At 46.3% G+C, this 16,163-nt stretch carries 8 protein-coding genes; 3 read left to right on the top strand and 5 right to left on the bottom strand.

The features are described 5' to 3' along the window. Window positions 1-15: 15 nt before the first annotated feature. Window positions 16-2,223, top strand: a complete 2,208-nt coding sequence (relA, locus tag KO533_RS10925; RefSeq protein WP_028761378.1) for a GTP diphosphokinase — start codon at window positions 16-18, stop codon at window positions 2,221-2,223. A 420-nt stretch (window positions 2,224-2,643) separates the two neighbouring features. Here the strand turns inward: relA and KO533_RS10920 are convergent, their stop codons facing one another. From KO533_RS10920 to KO533_RS10905, 4 genes are all read right to left on the bottom strand, one after another. Next, window positions 2,644-2,823 (bottom strand): hypothetical protein, encoded by a 180-nt coding sequence (locus KO533_RS10920; RefSeq protein WP_219254108.1) that lies wholly within the window; start codon window positions 2,821-2,823, stop codon window positions 2,644-2,646. Between the two features lie 33 nt (window positions 2,824-2,856). After that, entirely contained in the window at window positions 2,857-3,489 is a 633-nt protein-coding gene (locus KO533_RS10915) for a hypothetical protein (protein WP_219254107.1), read from the bottom strand. Next, window positions 3,479-10,645, bottom strand: a complete 7,167-nt coding sequence (locus tag KO533_RS10910; protein ID WP_219254104.1) for an RHS repeat-associated core domain-containing protein — start codon at window positions 10,643-10,645, stop codon at window positions 3,479-3,481. Before KO533_RS10910 ends, KO533_RS10915 begins: the two co-directional genes overlap by 11 nt. Before the next feature lie 208 nt (window positions 10,646-10,853). Next, on the bottom strand, window positions 10,854-11,450 hold the full coding sequence (locus KO533_RS10905; protein WP_219254102.1) for a tyrosine-type recombinase/integrase: 597 nt from the start codon (window positions 11,448-11,450) through the stop codon (window positions 10,854-10,856). A gap of 714 nt (window positions 11,451-12,164) precedes the next feature. Here KO533_RS10905 and KO533_RS10900 point away from each other — a divergent pair. Then, window positions 12,165-13,139 (top strand): DUF1852 domain-containing protein, encoded by a 975-nt coding sequence (locus KO533_RS10900; protein ID WP_219254100.1) that lies wholly within the window; start codon window positions 12,165-12,167, stop codon window positions 13,137-13,139. Between the two features lie 55 nt (window positions 13,140-13,194). After that, window positions 13,195-14,274: a methionine synthase gene (locus KO533_RS10895; RefSeq protein ID WP_219254098.1), complete on the top strand. Its 1,080-nt coding sequence runs from the start codon at window positions 13,195-13,197 to the stop codon at window positions 14,272-14,274. Window positions 14,275-14,454: 180 nt separating this feature from the next. Here the strand turns inward: KO533_RS10895 and KO533_RS10890 are convergent, their stop codons facing one another. Then, complete coding sequence (locus KO533_RS10890) at window positions 14,455-16,161, bottom strand: amidase (protein ID WP_219254096.1); 1,707 nt, start codon at window positions 16,159-16,161, stop codon at window positions 14,455-14,457. Between the last annotated feature and the right edge of the window lie 2 nt (window positions 16,162-16,163).

The raw sequence follows: 16,163 nt of genomic DNA, 5'->3' as shown, positions 1-16,163 counted from the left end.
AAGGAAATAAATTAGATGGTCTCTGTTCGCGAAGCGCACTTTAATGATCCCGATTTTCACTTAGAAGATTGGGTAGCTCGCTATGTTGGTCATGCCGATGAAGCGCAGATGCTGCTCTCTTTGATAGGGCAGATTGACGCCTTACCCGCTAAGAGTCCTGCGGCGAAGAGAGAACTGCTCGAACGTGCTCGAGAGATGATCGAAATCCTCGCACCGCTAAACATGGACATTGAAACCCTGCAGGCGGCAATTTTGTTTGTGGTGCTCGATGCTGGGTTATTGACCGAAGAAGCCATCCAAGAGAAATTTGGTGAGCCGCTGGCGCGTTTAGTCGCGAGTGTCGTGACCATGAACGCGATTGGCGCCTTGAAAATCAATCCTAATAGTCGTTCAACCGAGCCGCAAATCGACAATATCCGCCGCATGTTATTGGCTATGGTTGAAGATGTGCGCGCTGTGGTGATTAAGCTTGCCGAGCGTGTGTGTTTACTACGGGCGGTGAAAAATGCCGACGAAGAAACTCGCGTGCTGCTGGCCCGTGAAATTGCCGATATTTACGCGCCGCTGGCTAACCGTTTGGGTATTGGTCAATTAAAGTGGGAGCTGGAAGATATTTCTTTCCGCTATCTGCATCCTGATACCTATAAAGACATTGCTAAGCAATTAGATGGCAAACGACTGGATCGTGAAGTTTTTATCGACAAGTTTGTCAGTCAGTTGCAACAAAGATTAGATGAAGATCAAATTCGCGCTAAGGTCTACGGCCGGCCGAAACATATCTACAGTATTTGGCGCAAGATGAAGGGCAAGCACCTTAAATTTGATGAGTTGTTTGACGTGCGCGCCGTGCGTATCGTGACTGAACGTCTGCAGGATTGTTATGGCGCGTTAGGTGTGGTGCATACGCTTTGGCACCATATTCCTCGGGAATTTGACGACTATGTCGCTAACCCAAAACCTAACGGTTATCAATCGATTCATACGGTGGTGGTGGGGCCTGAGGGCAAAACCGTTGAAATTCAAATTCGTACCCAAGACATGCATGAAGATGCAGAGCTGGGTGTGGCCGCCCACTGGAAATACAAAGAAGGCAATCATTCCGGTAAGCAAAGCGGCTACGAAGAAAAAATTAACTGGCTGCGTAAAATTCTGCAATGGCAGGAAGACGTGGTCGAAAGTGGCAACTTGGTCGAAGAAGTGCGCAGCCAAGTGTTTGAAGATAGAGTCTATGTGTTCACCCCAAGCGGTGAAGTCGTCGATTTGCCACTGGGCTCAACCGTGCTCGACTTTGCCTATTACATTCACTCTCAAGTGGGGCATAAATGTATTGGTGCTAAGGTCGATGGCCGTATTGTGCCGTTCACCTATCAGGTTGAAACGGGCGAGCGTATCGAGATCATCACCTCGAAACAGCCCAACCCCAAGCGCGACTGGCTTAACCCTAACTTAGGTTATATCCGTACTTCACGGGCGCGTTCTAAAATCCAACATTGGTTTAAGCAGCAGGACAGAGACAAGAATATTGTCGCCGGCAAAGAAATGCTTGAATCCGAACTCGCGCGGGTGAGCCTTAAAATTAAAGACGCGGCCATCGCGGTCGAGCGCTTTAATATGGCGAGCATGGATGACTTACTGGCGGCCATTGGCGGCGGTGATGTGCGTCTGCATCAAGTGGTTAATCATATTCAAAGCCGTCTGCGACTCGACGAAGTGTCAGAAGAAGATGCGGTTGAAGAATTAGTTAAGAAAGGCCAACATAAGCCGACCTCCAGTGGCCGTGGTCAGGTTGAAGTCAATGGTGTGGGTAACTTGCTTAACCATATCGCCCGTTGTTGTCAGCCCGTTCCCGGTGATGAAATCTTAGGTTTTATCACTAAAGGCCGTGGCATTTCTGTGCATCGCGCTGATTGTGAACAAGTTAAAGAGTTAATGCGGGTTCACCCAGAGCGTGGTGTCGATGTGGTCTGGGGAGAAAATTACTCCGGCGGTTATCGCATGCGTCTGCGGGTATTGGCCCACGATCGCAGCGGCTTATTGCGTGACTTAACCTCAGTGCTGGCAGCCGAAAAATCCAATGTATTGGCCATGAGTTCGTCATCGGATACTAAAAACCAGACAGCTGCGATTGAGTTGGAACTGGAGCTTTATAACCTCGATGGTTTATCGCGGGTGTTATCTAAACTGACCCAAGTCGATAGCGTGATTGAGGCAAGACGACTTTAAGGCTCGTAACGCCTTTTGAAGCGAGCGATATCTAGAAGCCATCTAGAAGCAAGAGATAAAGGATTGGGGCGGTAGGGAGGCTGTTCATCGTTTTGAGCAATGTTTTGCCATGGCATTTGCTCCCCGACGCGCAGCCAGTCCATCCGTGGATGCTCGACCGCCCCGTCCATGGGGCGGACGGTCGTCTCGCTAATCACCATGGCTCACCTTTTTGGCATTAGCGTTACGCAGCACGCTTTTGGACAGAACCTTGTTAGATTTTTTACTTTAATTAATTGATTTCGGATTAATATTTGTAAGGCAATTATTTAAAGTTAGTATCAAAATCGATGAACAAGCTATCCCTCTTCTTTGCAAGAATGATCTATTTGGTCAAAACTCGCAGCAGACTGAGCGGTTCAAAACAGTAGAAGTGATCACTCATGGACAGCAGAAGCGATCAATTGTGCCAGCACCACCAATTGGCGGCGCTGCCCCAAACTGCCCGCCCTGCTGGCAGACACTGATCACTTCTACCGGTAAGTTCTGCCCAGGCCGCTGGTCGGATTGCCCGGTTTCAGGCAACAAAAAGCCCCAAGGAAATGGGGCTCCAGTGAGCAAGTTCTGTATCCTATATATTCTAAAAAGTATGGTCTATACACTGCTCAAAACGGATTGATTACCGATAGCTAAAATCCCCCACTCCTTATCATCAAATTCACCAATTCTTTTTAGCAGCAGTCCATTTGATTGACTTATACATGTCAAGAGAGAAAGGTCCTCATAAAGCTCACCGCTCCAGCCTTTTTTGAGAGATTGTGTCAATTCTGTATGGTCAGGAACCAACGCCAAATATGCACAACGCTCCCTTAATAGAAGTTGTGCCACACTTTCAATAGAAACCTCAGAAATACGTAAAGCACCGAAATACTTTAATCGGCCATCAGATTCTAACAGGAACTCCTGAGGATGCTCCCCAAGAGGGATATTCACCCCTCTGGCCTTCAATGACCCCCATAACTTATGGTAACGAACAATTCGCGTATCTGGTTGCCATGCCGAGTGTCCTATGAGGAGCCACATAGAAAAACCCGACATCTTGCGCTTGACCTCTTTCATCACGAATCGTAAAACAGTTTCCAAAGACTCAGCTTGAGGCAATCCGGTGATAGACCAACACGTGCCCGCAAGAGAGAGGCCAACTGGAAAGATTACATCCCTAAAATTCATCACCGAGTTTTCAACCGAAAGATCTGGTGCACTCACCACTTGAATATCAGTAATCATAGTGATTCTTTGCCTCGTCATTAAAATGTGGACCACGATTCTGTGGGTCACTAGGGCCATAATTATGACCACCTGCGTCATCACGAATCCTTATAGTTCTGGTACCACCTCCTGGTGCTGGAACCTCGTACTCATAAATTCTGCCAGGTTGAGGATTCCCACGCTTATCAGTATTCGGTAGTGTTCGACTCGGTTGCCGGCTCGTCGGTACTCCTGATTGACGCTTTGCTTCGTTAAGTGCCCCAGAGCGGCCTGCACCCGGAGGGCTCATATTCGGTGCTTGCTTATTATTTACAACATCTGGCCCCCGACCAATTTTAAGCTTACGCTCTGCATACTTCTCCAGCGCCAGCACACCCCCAGCCATTACTGCGCCAGCTACCGACCCCGTCTCATTGTACTCATTTATTGCAGTTTCCACCCCTTCAATGCCAGATTTGATGCTGTCAACGGTCTGGCCCAGAGGAGTTAGAGACAAAATCCCAGACATATCGCCTTTTGCTGAACCATAGCCTTTGGCAAAGTTAGGGTCATTGCCATAACTTTGCTTACTGGCGATATCGCCAAGTCCACCCGCACTACTCAGGTTAAAGTTCTGACTTCGGACGCTACCATTATTCATAGTCACGCTGATTTTAGCACTGCCATTATCATTTTTGGTGATAGTGACCTTGCTTACATCCTTAACCTTTATATCACCAACATCTTTGCTACAAATTCGTGTTCCCGTTGCAGCCTCACAGGCATACCCGGTCGGATCTGTCCCCGCCAGCGGGTTGTTCATGATGTATGAGTAGGGGTTCACACTCTGAGTTGATGTCGGACTCTGAATAAACGGGTCCACGCTCATAAATCGGCCGAGGTTATAATCGTAAATCCGCCCGTTCATATGAATTAACTGCTGTTCATTCAGATGTTCGTGGTCGGTAAAACCACGGCGGTTCTTATTGGTGACCGCTAAATCCTGTAGCTGAGAGAGTGTCGTGTTTTTATTTTGGATATCCAGTTTATGGTTTATACCCAAGTCGGTGGTACGGCCAAAGGGGTCAAAATAGCGTTGACTTACAATATTGCCATTTTGGTCGGCTAGGGTGGTGGCACTACCCAATCTGTCCTTGAGGGTAAATTGCAGTAAATGGCTGCGTGTTGGGGTGTAACTCAGCACAGCTATGTCGTCGAGGTAAGCACGCCAGCTGCCATCGCTGTCGGCTTCATAGTACTTATCGACATAATAAGTGGTAGTGGTTGTGCTGCCGACAGTGCGGCTTTGCTTGGCGCGCATATTATCGCTGCCATAGACAAAACTCGTTGTTGCACCACGGCCTGAGACGCTTAGCGGTTTATCCATGGCGTTGTAGGTCATGGTCAGGCCATCACCGACCCGCAAGTTGCCGCGCTTATCGTATTGAAAACTGACTGTGGTGCCATTGAGCTTAGTCAACTGGCACACTGCGTTAGGACCAGCATTATTGCCCGCTACACAGCTGGCGCTGCCGCCATATCGGTAGGCCGTGGTGCTATTGGCACTGTAGTCGGTCTTTTTAAGGAAGTTCCCGACCTTATCGTAGGCATAGTTAACCGTGGCGCTAAAGGTCGGATTGGTATTACTAAACTGATACTCCGTTAGGCGATTAAGCGTGTCATAACGGTAACTCTTAGTTAGGCCTGTCACCCCATCCCGCTCACTGGTGAGGTTCATAAAATCATCATAACCATCATAGTAGTGCGCATGAATACGCCCCAGAGGGCCATCCACTTCGATACTCGCCATGGTACCTTCGCTGTAATAACTGCGGGATTCCGACATCACCCGGTTACCAAGGTCAGCGCCCGTGATATGGCCTGCTTCATCCATAGCGGTGATTTGACGATACAAATAACCTGAGGCAGCATTACTAGTCTGCTCTAGGTAACCGTAATCGTTATAGGCATATTTGAGGGTTAAGCCATTAGGGTATTCCAAGGCCTTAGGGCGGCCATAGAAGCCATCGTACTGATGTTTGATTGTACGGCTTACACCATCAACGGTAACGGTGGTTTGCGCCAATTGCAGTGCAGTTGTGTAAGCATAAGTGCGAGCGACGCCGTTTTCGGTTTCAGAGGTGAGTAAGCCTTGCTTGAGCGTGTCCCACACAAAAGTCGCAGTACCTGGCGCATGGCCACCGATGGTGGTTTTACTGGTGACACGCCCCAGCACATCGAGTACGTAGGTTTGTACCACGCCATTGGCATCAGTTTGCTTATCCAACTCGCCTAGGGTGTTGTAACCAAAGACTGTGGTGCCTTGGTTAGGGTCTATCACCTGAGTTTTATGGCCAAAACCGTTGTAAGTCGCTTTTATATCACTATTGTTAGCATCGCGGATAACTAACGGTCTACCGGCACTATCGTAGGCAAAGCGGTTTGTGCCATTTTGTGCATCCACGGTTTCATATAACCAGCCTTGACTGCCATAGGTGCGCGACATTAAGCGTCCTTCGACATTGATATCGGTGGTTAACCCGTTATAGGAGTATAGTGACTCCAGCCCACCGGAGCGCCCATTAGGGATAGTACGTCTGCCGGGTCTATCAAGCGCATCAAAATCGCTGAACTCGGTATAGTCTGCCGCCGTACCATTACCGTAGGGCGTCGATTCTCGGGTTAAGCGTCCAAGTGCATCATAATGTTTATCCTGATACTGATAGCCCCCATCAAAGCCTTGGGTTGCCGTACGCAGTAAGCGACCTTGTCCGTCAAAATACTGCTCAGTTTCAGGCATACCTGCGCCGCTGGTGCGGGTCATCACCACCGGCAGGTTATCGTTATCCTGCGGTGGGTTATTCCCCTCATCGGCGAGCAAATAGCGCAAATAACGGGTTGGACTACCAGTCTGCTGAACTTGCACCGGACGACCGATGCCGTCGTACTGGGTTTGGCTAACAATACCATTGGGCGCCGTGACTTTCGTGGCTAGCCCTAGCCCCATATCGTATTCGGTGGTGCTGATATGACCTTTCGCATTGGTGACTTTGTAGGGAAGATAACCATCGTCAGCTTGAGTGTTACCATCTTTAGTGTAGGTAAAGTTCGTTTGCTTTGCTGCCATAGCACTACACGTACTGCTTTGCCCTGTGGTTTTTGTCCACAGTGGCAGACCGTAACTGTTTAGTCCGGTTTCTTCGACGCGATTACAGCTGCTATTACTGGCGGTATAAGTCACTTTAGTGGGCAACTTATGAACCTCATTCCAGGTATTGACCGTTTGCAATTGCCACTGCGCCTTATCCATCGTGCCAACTGGGTCATCTCCCCAATTGCGCTGCGCAGTATTGTGGCTCGTCTTTATCGAATTGAACTTATTGAGCCACCAATTATTAATATCGGCCGCATAACTGGTTTCCGTCACACTGGTATAGGTATTCGCCTGACCCTTCATGTAATCGGTAACTTTTTGAGTTTGCTTTTTAATATTGCCCCATGCATCAACATCACTGGCACTCACTTGCACATCTTGTGTTGATAAAGGCGTGCCTTGTAAGTCCCAGCTTTGTTGTAGCGAACGGGTTTGAATATTGTGGAATACTTTATTAATCGAGTGCTGCGTGTTATCCGCCCAAGTGTTCGTCACTTGGTTAACGGTAGTCGAGCCCACACTGACCGTTTGCTCAGTTAGCAGTCCCACCTCTGGAAACTTCTGCTTGAAGACGCTATGCACCGTCTTATCCCGCTGCATATCCTTTTCCCAGATTTGATTAAATCCGGTAAAACCACGCCCTTGCAGGTTATACATCGCGCCTTTATAGGCATATTGAGTTTCATTTTCGCCACCCTGTCCGTTGCTTTGCTTAAAGGATTGCACCACATACATACTGGAGGCGAAATGCACATAGCCGGTTCCCACTTCATCGAAATCTGTAGTGTAGAGCTTAGCTTGGTCCGCACTGCCTTCTCCGGTTGACAGTGGGCGATAACGCCATTCGCTACTATTACCTAGACCGTCAGTAACTGACTCGAGGTAATCAACTGATTTATAGTTCGAGTTTAAGAATCCGTTATCCGAACCAAAGTTACGACTAATGAAAACACCATGCTGGCTTTCATAACCACTGAATGGGGAGCCTGATGCATTCCGATTAAAGCTTGAGCCTGGCTGTGTTCTATGTACAAACAACATACTTGGCAAACCATTTCCGAAAGCATCGATAATGGTTGATTGGTATGCATGACCATACATTTGGGTAGGGGTTTGTTTAGAGACAATTTGCCCTGCAGCATTCACTGTAAACGAAATAGCATCAAACTGGTAAATGCTATCATCATAATAGTAACTTGGAATTGCCCTCAGTTCTTGACCATAGGCATTTGCACCATATAAAGCATCACCACACGTCCTTTTACTAGTGCCATTGATAACGATACTAAAGCATCCTTCATAAATCCGCCGCCCTGGTACGATTAATTCTGGCTTACCATCAAAATTGATATCAGCACTTTTAAATGCGCCTAAATATTTCGGGGATGAACGTGAAATCTGTTCATCTGGACTTATGGGGTCCTGCCCATACTCCAGTCGAGATGGGAGTGTTACACCTTGAGCGATTTGTTTCGGTCCAAAATTTAAGTTTCCCAAATTTAAGCGAACAGCTATACCAATACTATCGCTTGCCTCTTGCCAGCCGAGCCAATCTGCTAATCCATCGCCATTCACATCAAAAAAGTAGTTAAAGCTGGGAGCGACAAGGTCATCTACAACACCAAAATTAAGAGGATGAGCAGTGAATGTAACCACCCCATTACTCGCTGTATTATTAACTAACACTTCCTTTGGAGCAGAGTTAAACCATGCATTCATTCCTACGGGGGTAGGATTCACCAATAAGTCTGGTAAACCATCACCTGTAAAGTCACCAACAAAACTAATTTGTTTTAGTAACACCGTATCAGTAGGGCTTGTAGCAAAGGTTGGATAAATAAATACTGTATTGCCATTATTGCTGTAAGGAGTATTTGGATTTTTACTATTAAGATATAATTTAAGTATTGGGGAACCAGAGTTATGGTGGTAAATCATTAAATCTTGCCAACCGTCACCGTTATAATCGGCAGCATTAATAATTCGACTACTCTCTAAACTGTACTTATTGCTCGCATCCAAAGATATGCCTGTAGACTGCCACACTCCATTTGTAAGTTTTATTTCAAGAGCCCCGTTAACACTACGCCAGTCATCTGTAAGCCCATCATTATTCATATCGATAGAAATACAGTCTGGCGCAGACAAGCTATACCGGCTTTTATAACATGGATTCAAAGTTGTTGAATGTGTGCCAGTGTGTTCACCTTCAGCATTGACGAAAATACTTTTCCAATCGGCAACACCATCACCATTAATATCCCCTTTTGGTAAGACTTCAGACAGTTCTTTTATATTGGGATACGCCATTCCACTGCCAAAGCCTAATGGCTCTAACCGAAAAGACATAGGAGATGCTGCCCAGTTAAAAGTGGTTAATGGGGTACAGTATCGACTCCAGTTATTTAAACTGCATTGCGTAACACTTTGAAGCAAACTTCTTTTACTCGCCCCACTTTCAATATAGTTAAGCTCATATGAGGAAACCAATGAAGACTCATCTTTATAAACATCTATCTTATTTACCCTACGTGTCTTAGCTATCTTCCCGCTCATTAAAAAGTTTCTTTCAGAATCACTTCTTGATTCATACAGAAAGTCTACTTGTCTATTTCCTTTTAGCCCCAAGTTACCCGTATAAAAAATATTGCTCAGTAGATGCTCGCCTGCCATTGAGGCGTCATACACATAATCTATAGTGTTAGCGCCATTTGAGTACAATTCCTGCGACACTTTCCAGCTTAGTGGCGCAATTAACCCATTTGGCACAAAGCGACTGTTAGCGCTTGCACCATAGGTTGCCGAACTGCCATCAGGTTTATAGACGGTAAAACTACTATTACTGTCATTTATATTGCCGTGCTGTACCACTTTAACGAAGGAATCCATCTCAGTGCGATATTCGGCATTACTTGCACCATAACTACCAGCAGTAGCTATCAAACGCTGACCATCAAGACATAATCGATCCGTTGAAGCATTAAATGTTACTGCTCTGCTTGCGGGAGTATAGGCATCTTGGGCAAACGTTGCTCCACAGCGACTGATACTTGAGCCCGCGTTAAGTGACCACCCTACACCTAAAATACCACTACCACTTTGTGAGTTATAACTGAGTGATACCGAAGGCTGCACCCCATTGCGTCCAGGTGGTAAATCGATGGGAATGTGATAACTTGCTTGGCCACCCGATACGCCAGCTTGCCCCTTAACAGTTGCAGTATTTAAGTCAGCAGCCTCTGCTGGCACAGTATCAACGCCACCTGCATCAGCAACCGTTACCCGAGATAAATTTTTCCAGTCGCTACCAAGTACGGGCAAAGTAACCTGCGTATTGCTCGATAACTTCCAAGTACTGCACGCCGTTGAGCAAGCTCGCACTTGATATTGATAGGTGCCAGAAGCAAGTCCTGACAACGCAAAATTTGTGGCCGTTCCAGAATACTTAGCGACCCAGGCACCACCGTTAACGCGCTGCTGTAATTCATAACGTATAGCGCCACTGACGCTAGACCAAGTCACATTGAAGGCGCCAGTAGCGTTAGTTACAGGAACGGATATTGATGTCGGGGGCGATGGTGTGGTTGGTATAGAAGGGGTACCAACGAGAAGAGACGAACTATAACCACTACATGATGTGCCTTGGCAAGCATTGATGCGATAGTAATATCCCGAGAGTGTTTTTCCGGAAAGATTAATATAACGGGCGTTTGTCCAACCAGAACATACTGTTCCCGAACCATCGCCAATGACAACAGCTCGTGCCATTAACATCGATGACGAACCGCCATCCGCATTACCCAGTCCTGTGTAAACGGTGCTCCACGAAACATTATCGGTTGATTCTTGGATATTGGCAGAGGTTATTTCACACCCAATGTACCAATGTAAATCAATCATTGAGTTTGATTTATTTCCACTGAGCACAGGCGTACTAGGAACCAGCGCCGCTTTACTTGGCGCCCCCCATGCAAATCCAAGTAACAATATAAAAACAGTAAAAAGTGGCCTATAGCGCAACGTTGTCAGCAGTGGTGACATGACATTCCCTTAGTGTAAGTTCCTTTTTTTTGTCAAATCACAATACAAAATTAAAAACATTTTCACAACACTAATGAAACACTTTAATTGTTCTAGGCGCTTACAAATGTTGCGATGACGTTTGCTACGATAAATAAGAAGTCATTTTTTATCAGCACCACAGATAACCGAGACAATATAGCTAAAAGTGCATATTGCCTCAGTGCCCTTACATTTCAATAGACTCAGATATTCGAAGTGCATCTTCAATCTCTACCCCCAAGTAGCGGACAGTGTTATCCAGCTTGACATGGCCAAGTAATATTTGAATGGCTCGAATATCTTTCGTTCTACGGTAAATCAATGTGGCTTTGGTCCGGCGCAGTGAATGCGTGCCGTATAAATCACTATTTTGGCCTAACTGACGCGCCCAGTTTTTGACTATAGCGCGGTAATAGCTGTAACTCATCGGTTGATGAGCACATCTTGGGCTTGGAAATATGTAGTCCTCTGCGGAGAGCTGCTGTTCAAGTAACCAAGAGGTCAGACAATGTTGGGTTGGTGGCGTAATTTCAAACTGAACTTCACGATGGGTTTTACGCTGCGTTAATCGCACTCGTGGATTGATGATGCCTGCTGAGGTAATGTCTTGAACTTTCAAATGCAGTAAGTCACAAGCGCGCAATTTTGAATCAATCGCCAGATTAAGTAACGCTAACTCAGCAATATTATGCTCTAACTCTAAACGAGTTCGAATGCGCCAAACCTCTTCCAATTTAAAAGGTCGTTTTTGGCCCATGGGATGACCTTTATTCCAAGCGTCCATACAAACCTCCTCAGGTTGTGATGAATAGACACTTAAATTTTAGGAAATGGTGCGCTTAATTGAACACATATGGATTATAAAATCTCATGCATAAATAAAATTAAAGCGGAGCCGAAAAATGGAGTGCTGAATTGCTTTGGGGCAAATAGCTTTTTAGCTAAACGAGCCGCGAGAGGGTTAGTTAAGATTGGCATTGTTGCACTAGTGACCTTCTAAAACAGGATATGTTTTAGTAGAGCCCTTAGGGACGCTTTTTGTTAAACAAAAAGGTGGTGAGTCACTAGGGAAGTAATGACAATGTATCGCGCAACAGGTAATGCAACGAGCTTTGGGAAAATATGTGTAATCGGCTATTACAAGCCGGCTCTTGGAGAGCAAGCTCGACAATATATTGCAGCCCCCCGCTTTTCCCAATCCCGAGTTCAGGTTAATCAATAACGCCATGCTAATTGATCATGAATATGGCTCATGTTGTATGTGAAATAAAACCGTTTTTGTTCATGTGCCGAACCACGTATAAATGACTCCAAGCGAAATATTAGACAAGCTTGAAGTTGCACACTAGCTAAGCCATCAGGACTTAAGTCATCGGCACTTAAGTTAAATAGAACCTCAGACATAACACGAATAATGTCTATCAGAGTCGGGTCGAGAAGCTAGAAGAGCAGGGCATAAACTCAGGTTTGAAATCAGACAATGGGATACTGGATCACTATGAATAAGCATTTTACATTTACGATTAACAGCATTTGTCTTGATGAAAATTATCATCCCTCAGACAGGACGCGTATCACGACCAACTTTGCTAATTTGGCCAGAGGTAGTCATCGCCAAGCGAACTTACGCAACGCGTTAAAGATGATTGACAACAGTTTTAATGCCTTAGCGCATTGGGATAACCCCAAAGGTGATCGTTATACTGTCGAACTCGAAATTATCTCCGTTAATCTGGATATTGACGGCAGCGGTCAAACCTTCCCATCGATTGAAGTTTTGAAAACCAATATTGTTGATCATAAAACTAATAAGCGTATTGAAGGTATTGTCGGCAATAACTTTTCATCTTACGTACGCGATTATGACTTTAGCGTATTACTGGCAGAGCATAATAAGGGCCAAGCCAAATTTAGTATTCCAGATGATTTTGGTGGTCTACATGGCAAGCTATTTCAGTCTTTTGTTAATTCTGATGCTTACAAACAGAATTTTAATAAGCCACCGGTTATCTGCCTCAGTGTGTCGGATAATAAAACCTACCATAGAATTGAGAATCAGCATCCCGTATTAGGGGTTGAATATCAGCCAAATGAATCGTCTTTAACTGAGCAATATTTCAAAAAAATGGGCTTACAGGTGCGCTATTTTATGCCGCCAAATAGTGTGGCGCCTTTAGCTTTTTATTTCTTTGGTGATTTACTCAATGATTACACCCATCTTGAGTTGATAAGCACCATCAGCACTATGGGAACTTTTCAAAAAATCTATCGCCCTGAGATTTATAATGCCAATGCTGTTGCCGGAAAATGCTATCAACCTAATTTGAAAAATCTGGATCATTCACTGACTCAAATTGTTTATGATCGAGCTGAACGTAGCCAATTGGCTAATGAGCAAGGCAAATTTGCCGCGGAGTACTTTATCAAACCCTATCAAACGTTTTTTGAACAATGGTCTGCTAATTACCTTTAGTCGCTCTGCGCCTAATCGTCACGCTCAATAATTAATCTAATACGGCATCATTATCATGACAACACGACTTAATAAAACATCGCTTAACCAAACCCTGATTAACAACAGACTGTTACCGACTTCAACGGCAGGCAGTTTGCCTAAACCTTTATGGCTTGCAGAGCCTCAAACACTTTGGTCTCCATGGAAATTGCAAGGAGAGGAATTAATTGCAGGTAAACACGATGCACTGCGTTTGTCATTACAGGATCAACAGCTAGCAGGGATTGATATTGTCAGTGATGGCGAGCAAACGCGGCAACATTTTGTCACTACCTTTATTGAGCACCTTAACGGCGTTGATTTTTCAAAACGTAAAATCGTTAAAATTCGTGATCGCTATGATGCGAGCGTGCCCACGGTTGTCGGCCCAGTGAGCCGCCAAAAGTCGGTGTTTGTCGAAGATGCCAAATTTTTACGCAAGCAAACCACGCAACCGATTAAATGGGCGCTGCCTGGCCCTATGACCATGATAGATACGCTTTATGATGACCATTATAAAAGTCGCGAAAAGCTTGCTTGGGAATTTGCCAAAATTCTTAATGAGGAAGCCAAAGAATTAGAAGCGGCGGGTGTTGATATTATCCAATTTGATGAGCCTGCCTTTAATGTGTTTTTTGATGAGGTAAACGATTGGGGTATTGCGTGTTTAGAAAGAGCCATTGAAGGGCTTAAATGCGAAACGGCGGTGCATATTTGTTATGGTTACGGCATTAAAGCCAATACAGATTGGAAAAAAACCTTGGGCTCAGAGTGGCGCCAATATGAAGAAGTGTTTCCTAAGCTGCAAAAGTCTAATATCGATATTATCTCGCTAGAATGTCATAACTCCCATGTGCCAATGGAGCTACTTGAACTCATTCGCGGTAAGAAAGTCATGGTCGGCGCGATTGATGTCGCCACCGACACGATTGAAACCGCAGAGGAAGTGGCTGACACCCTACGAAAAGCCCTTAAATTTGTCGATGCCGACAAGCTTTATCCTTGTACTAATTGTGGCATGACGCCTTTATCCCATCAAGTCGCAAGAGGCAAACTCAACGCCTTAAGTGCAGGCGCAGAGATCGTCAGAAAAGAACTCTTGGCATTAAGATAAGACACGTTAAGTGTTGCTGTCTTTTTTACAGCAGCATGTTTTATAGCAGCATAAGTCTAGCTTTGTTGAAAAAGTATCGACGTCGGTATTAAAAAAACGGGATTGGCATTCTGATGCCAATCCCGTTTTCATTTTTAAGCTCATACATTTAGTGCTTAGGTTTATGCATTGTCTTAGCGCTTATTCACCAAGCTTTGGCGTGCGTGGCGGGATCATGCGCCTGTCACCTGTTGACTCAAATGCACCTGCAAATTTAAGCAGATTGTTATCGTCATAGGCACGACTTGCGAAGGTCAAACCCACTGGCATGCCAATATCGGCCATCACGCCCATAGGTACAGTTACAGTCGGCACGCCTAAATGGCGAATCGCAAGGTTTCCGTTAGCGACCCAAACTCCGTTGCTCCAAGCGATATCGGCTGAAGCCGGATTCACATGCGCATCCGCGGGGCCAACATCGGCCACCGTTGGGAACAGCACGGCATCAAGCTTTAGTTCGTCCATCCAGTCTTCGAGATCTAGCTTACGCGTCTTCTCTAAACCACGCAGACCATCGGGAATACTGTCGATCTGGTCGAAGGATTTAAGGCCACGCTTGGCCATGTTGACATACTCTTCCATGCCTGCCGCTAAGTCACCTTCACGATTTGGCAAGGTGCCAAGATCATGGGGGAATATCAAATGCCCAACAACATCTTCAAGCTTGTTGAGTTTAGGGTCATTGTTAGCCCGCAGGAACTCATCGAACGCCCAACCTGAGAGCTCCCATAATTCATCATGCAGGAACTGAGGTGTAACGATACCGCGGTTAAACACCGTCGGCGCACCCGGGCGGTCGCCTTCACAATTGGAAACCAGCGGAAAATCGACTTCAATCACTTCGGCGCCAGCGGCTTCTAAGGCTTTACGAGCCGCTTCCCATAGATCGATAACTGATTGGCGGGTATGAATACGTTGCCCCGTTGGCCCGCCAATGCCCGGATTTTCGCTAGTGCCCGCCAATTCATCCTTATTGATGTACATGCGCGGCACACCAAAACGCTTACCTTTAAGCGTGTCGGCTTGAGCGGCAAGCTCCAGATAAGATGCTGGACGGACACTTGATGCTTTAGGGATTTGTACCCAAGGTTGCAGACGCCAGAGATCGCCACGGGTGATAGGATCGTCGGCCACAATCACATCCAACACTTCAAGCATATCGGCCATAGTGCGGGTATAAGGCACGACAACATCCATGGTCGGCGTTAACGGCCAGTTACCGCGCACCGAAATCACGCCGCGAGACGGTGTATAGGCACATAAACCATTATTGGACGCAGGGCCACGGCCACTCGACCAAGTTTCTTCGGCAAGACCAAAAGCAGAGTAACTTGCCGCCGTACCCGTGCCTGCCCCATTGGAAGAGCCCGAAGCGAATGGTGCAGTAAGATACTCAGCATTGTATGGGCTTTCAGCGCGGCCATAGTGACCACGCTGCATGCCGCCATTGGCCATAGGTGGCATATTGGTTTTGCCTAGGCAAATGGCACCTGCGGCGCGTAGGCGCTCAACGGCGAAGGCATCATACTGCGCCACTAAATCCTTAAAGGCTGGGCTGCCAGAAGCTGCCGTCAGCCCCTTCACCAAATAGCTATCCTTGGCGGTATACGGAATACCCTCAAGTGGGCTCAGTATTTCACCACGGGCGCGGCGCGCATCTGACGCCTCAGCTTCTTTGAGCGCATCGGGATTGTGTACCACTAACGCATTGAGCTTAGTCTTTGTCGCAGGGCCGTCATACGCCTCAACCCGCGCGAGATACGACTTAACCAACTCCACTGCGGTGGTGCGGCCAGATTCGAGCGCAGCACGCAACTCGGCAATAGAAACTTCAGTGACTTCAAACATCT

Origin of the sequence: Shewanella sp. NKUCC05_KAH (genome assembly GCF_019345585.1) — a bacterium.
GTDB lineage: Bacteria > Pseudomonadota > Gammaproteobacteria > Enterobacterales > Shewanellaceae > Shewanella > Shewanella oncorhynchi.
The sequence above is the reverse complement of the archived record's forward strand: the minus strand, read 5'-3'. Positions and strand labels throughout refer to the sequence as shown.

Bases quoted from the DNA above. Each gene is read 5' to 3' on its own strand.
- relA (WP_028761378.1), top strand. From the start codon at position 16: ATGGTCTCTGTTCGCGAAGCGCACTTTAATGATCCCGATTTTCACTTA.
- KO533_RS10915 (WP_219254107.1), bottom strand. From the start codon at position 3,489: ATGATTACTGATATTCAAGTGGTGAGTGCACCAGATCTTTCGGTTGAA.
- KO533_RS10910 (WP_219254104.1), bottom strand. From the start codon at position 10,645: ATGTCACCACTGCTGACAACGTTGCGCTATAGGCCACTTTTTACTGTT.
- KO533_RS10905 (WP_219254102.1), bottom strand. From the start codon at position 11,450: ATGGACGCTTGGAATAAAGGTCATCCCATGGGCCAAAAACGACCTTTT.
- KO533_RS10900 (WP_219254100.1), top strand. From the start codon at position 12,165: ATGAATAAGCATTTTACATTTACGATTAACAGCATTTGTCTTGATGAA.
- KO533_RS10895 (WP_219254098.1), top strand. From the start codon at position 13,195: ATGACAACACGACTTAATAAAACATCGCTTAACCAAACCCTGATTAAC.
- KO533_RS10890 (WP_219254096.1), bottom strand. From the start codon at position 16,161: ATGTTTGAAGTCACTGAAGTTTCTATTGCCGAGTTGCGTGCTGCGCTC.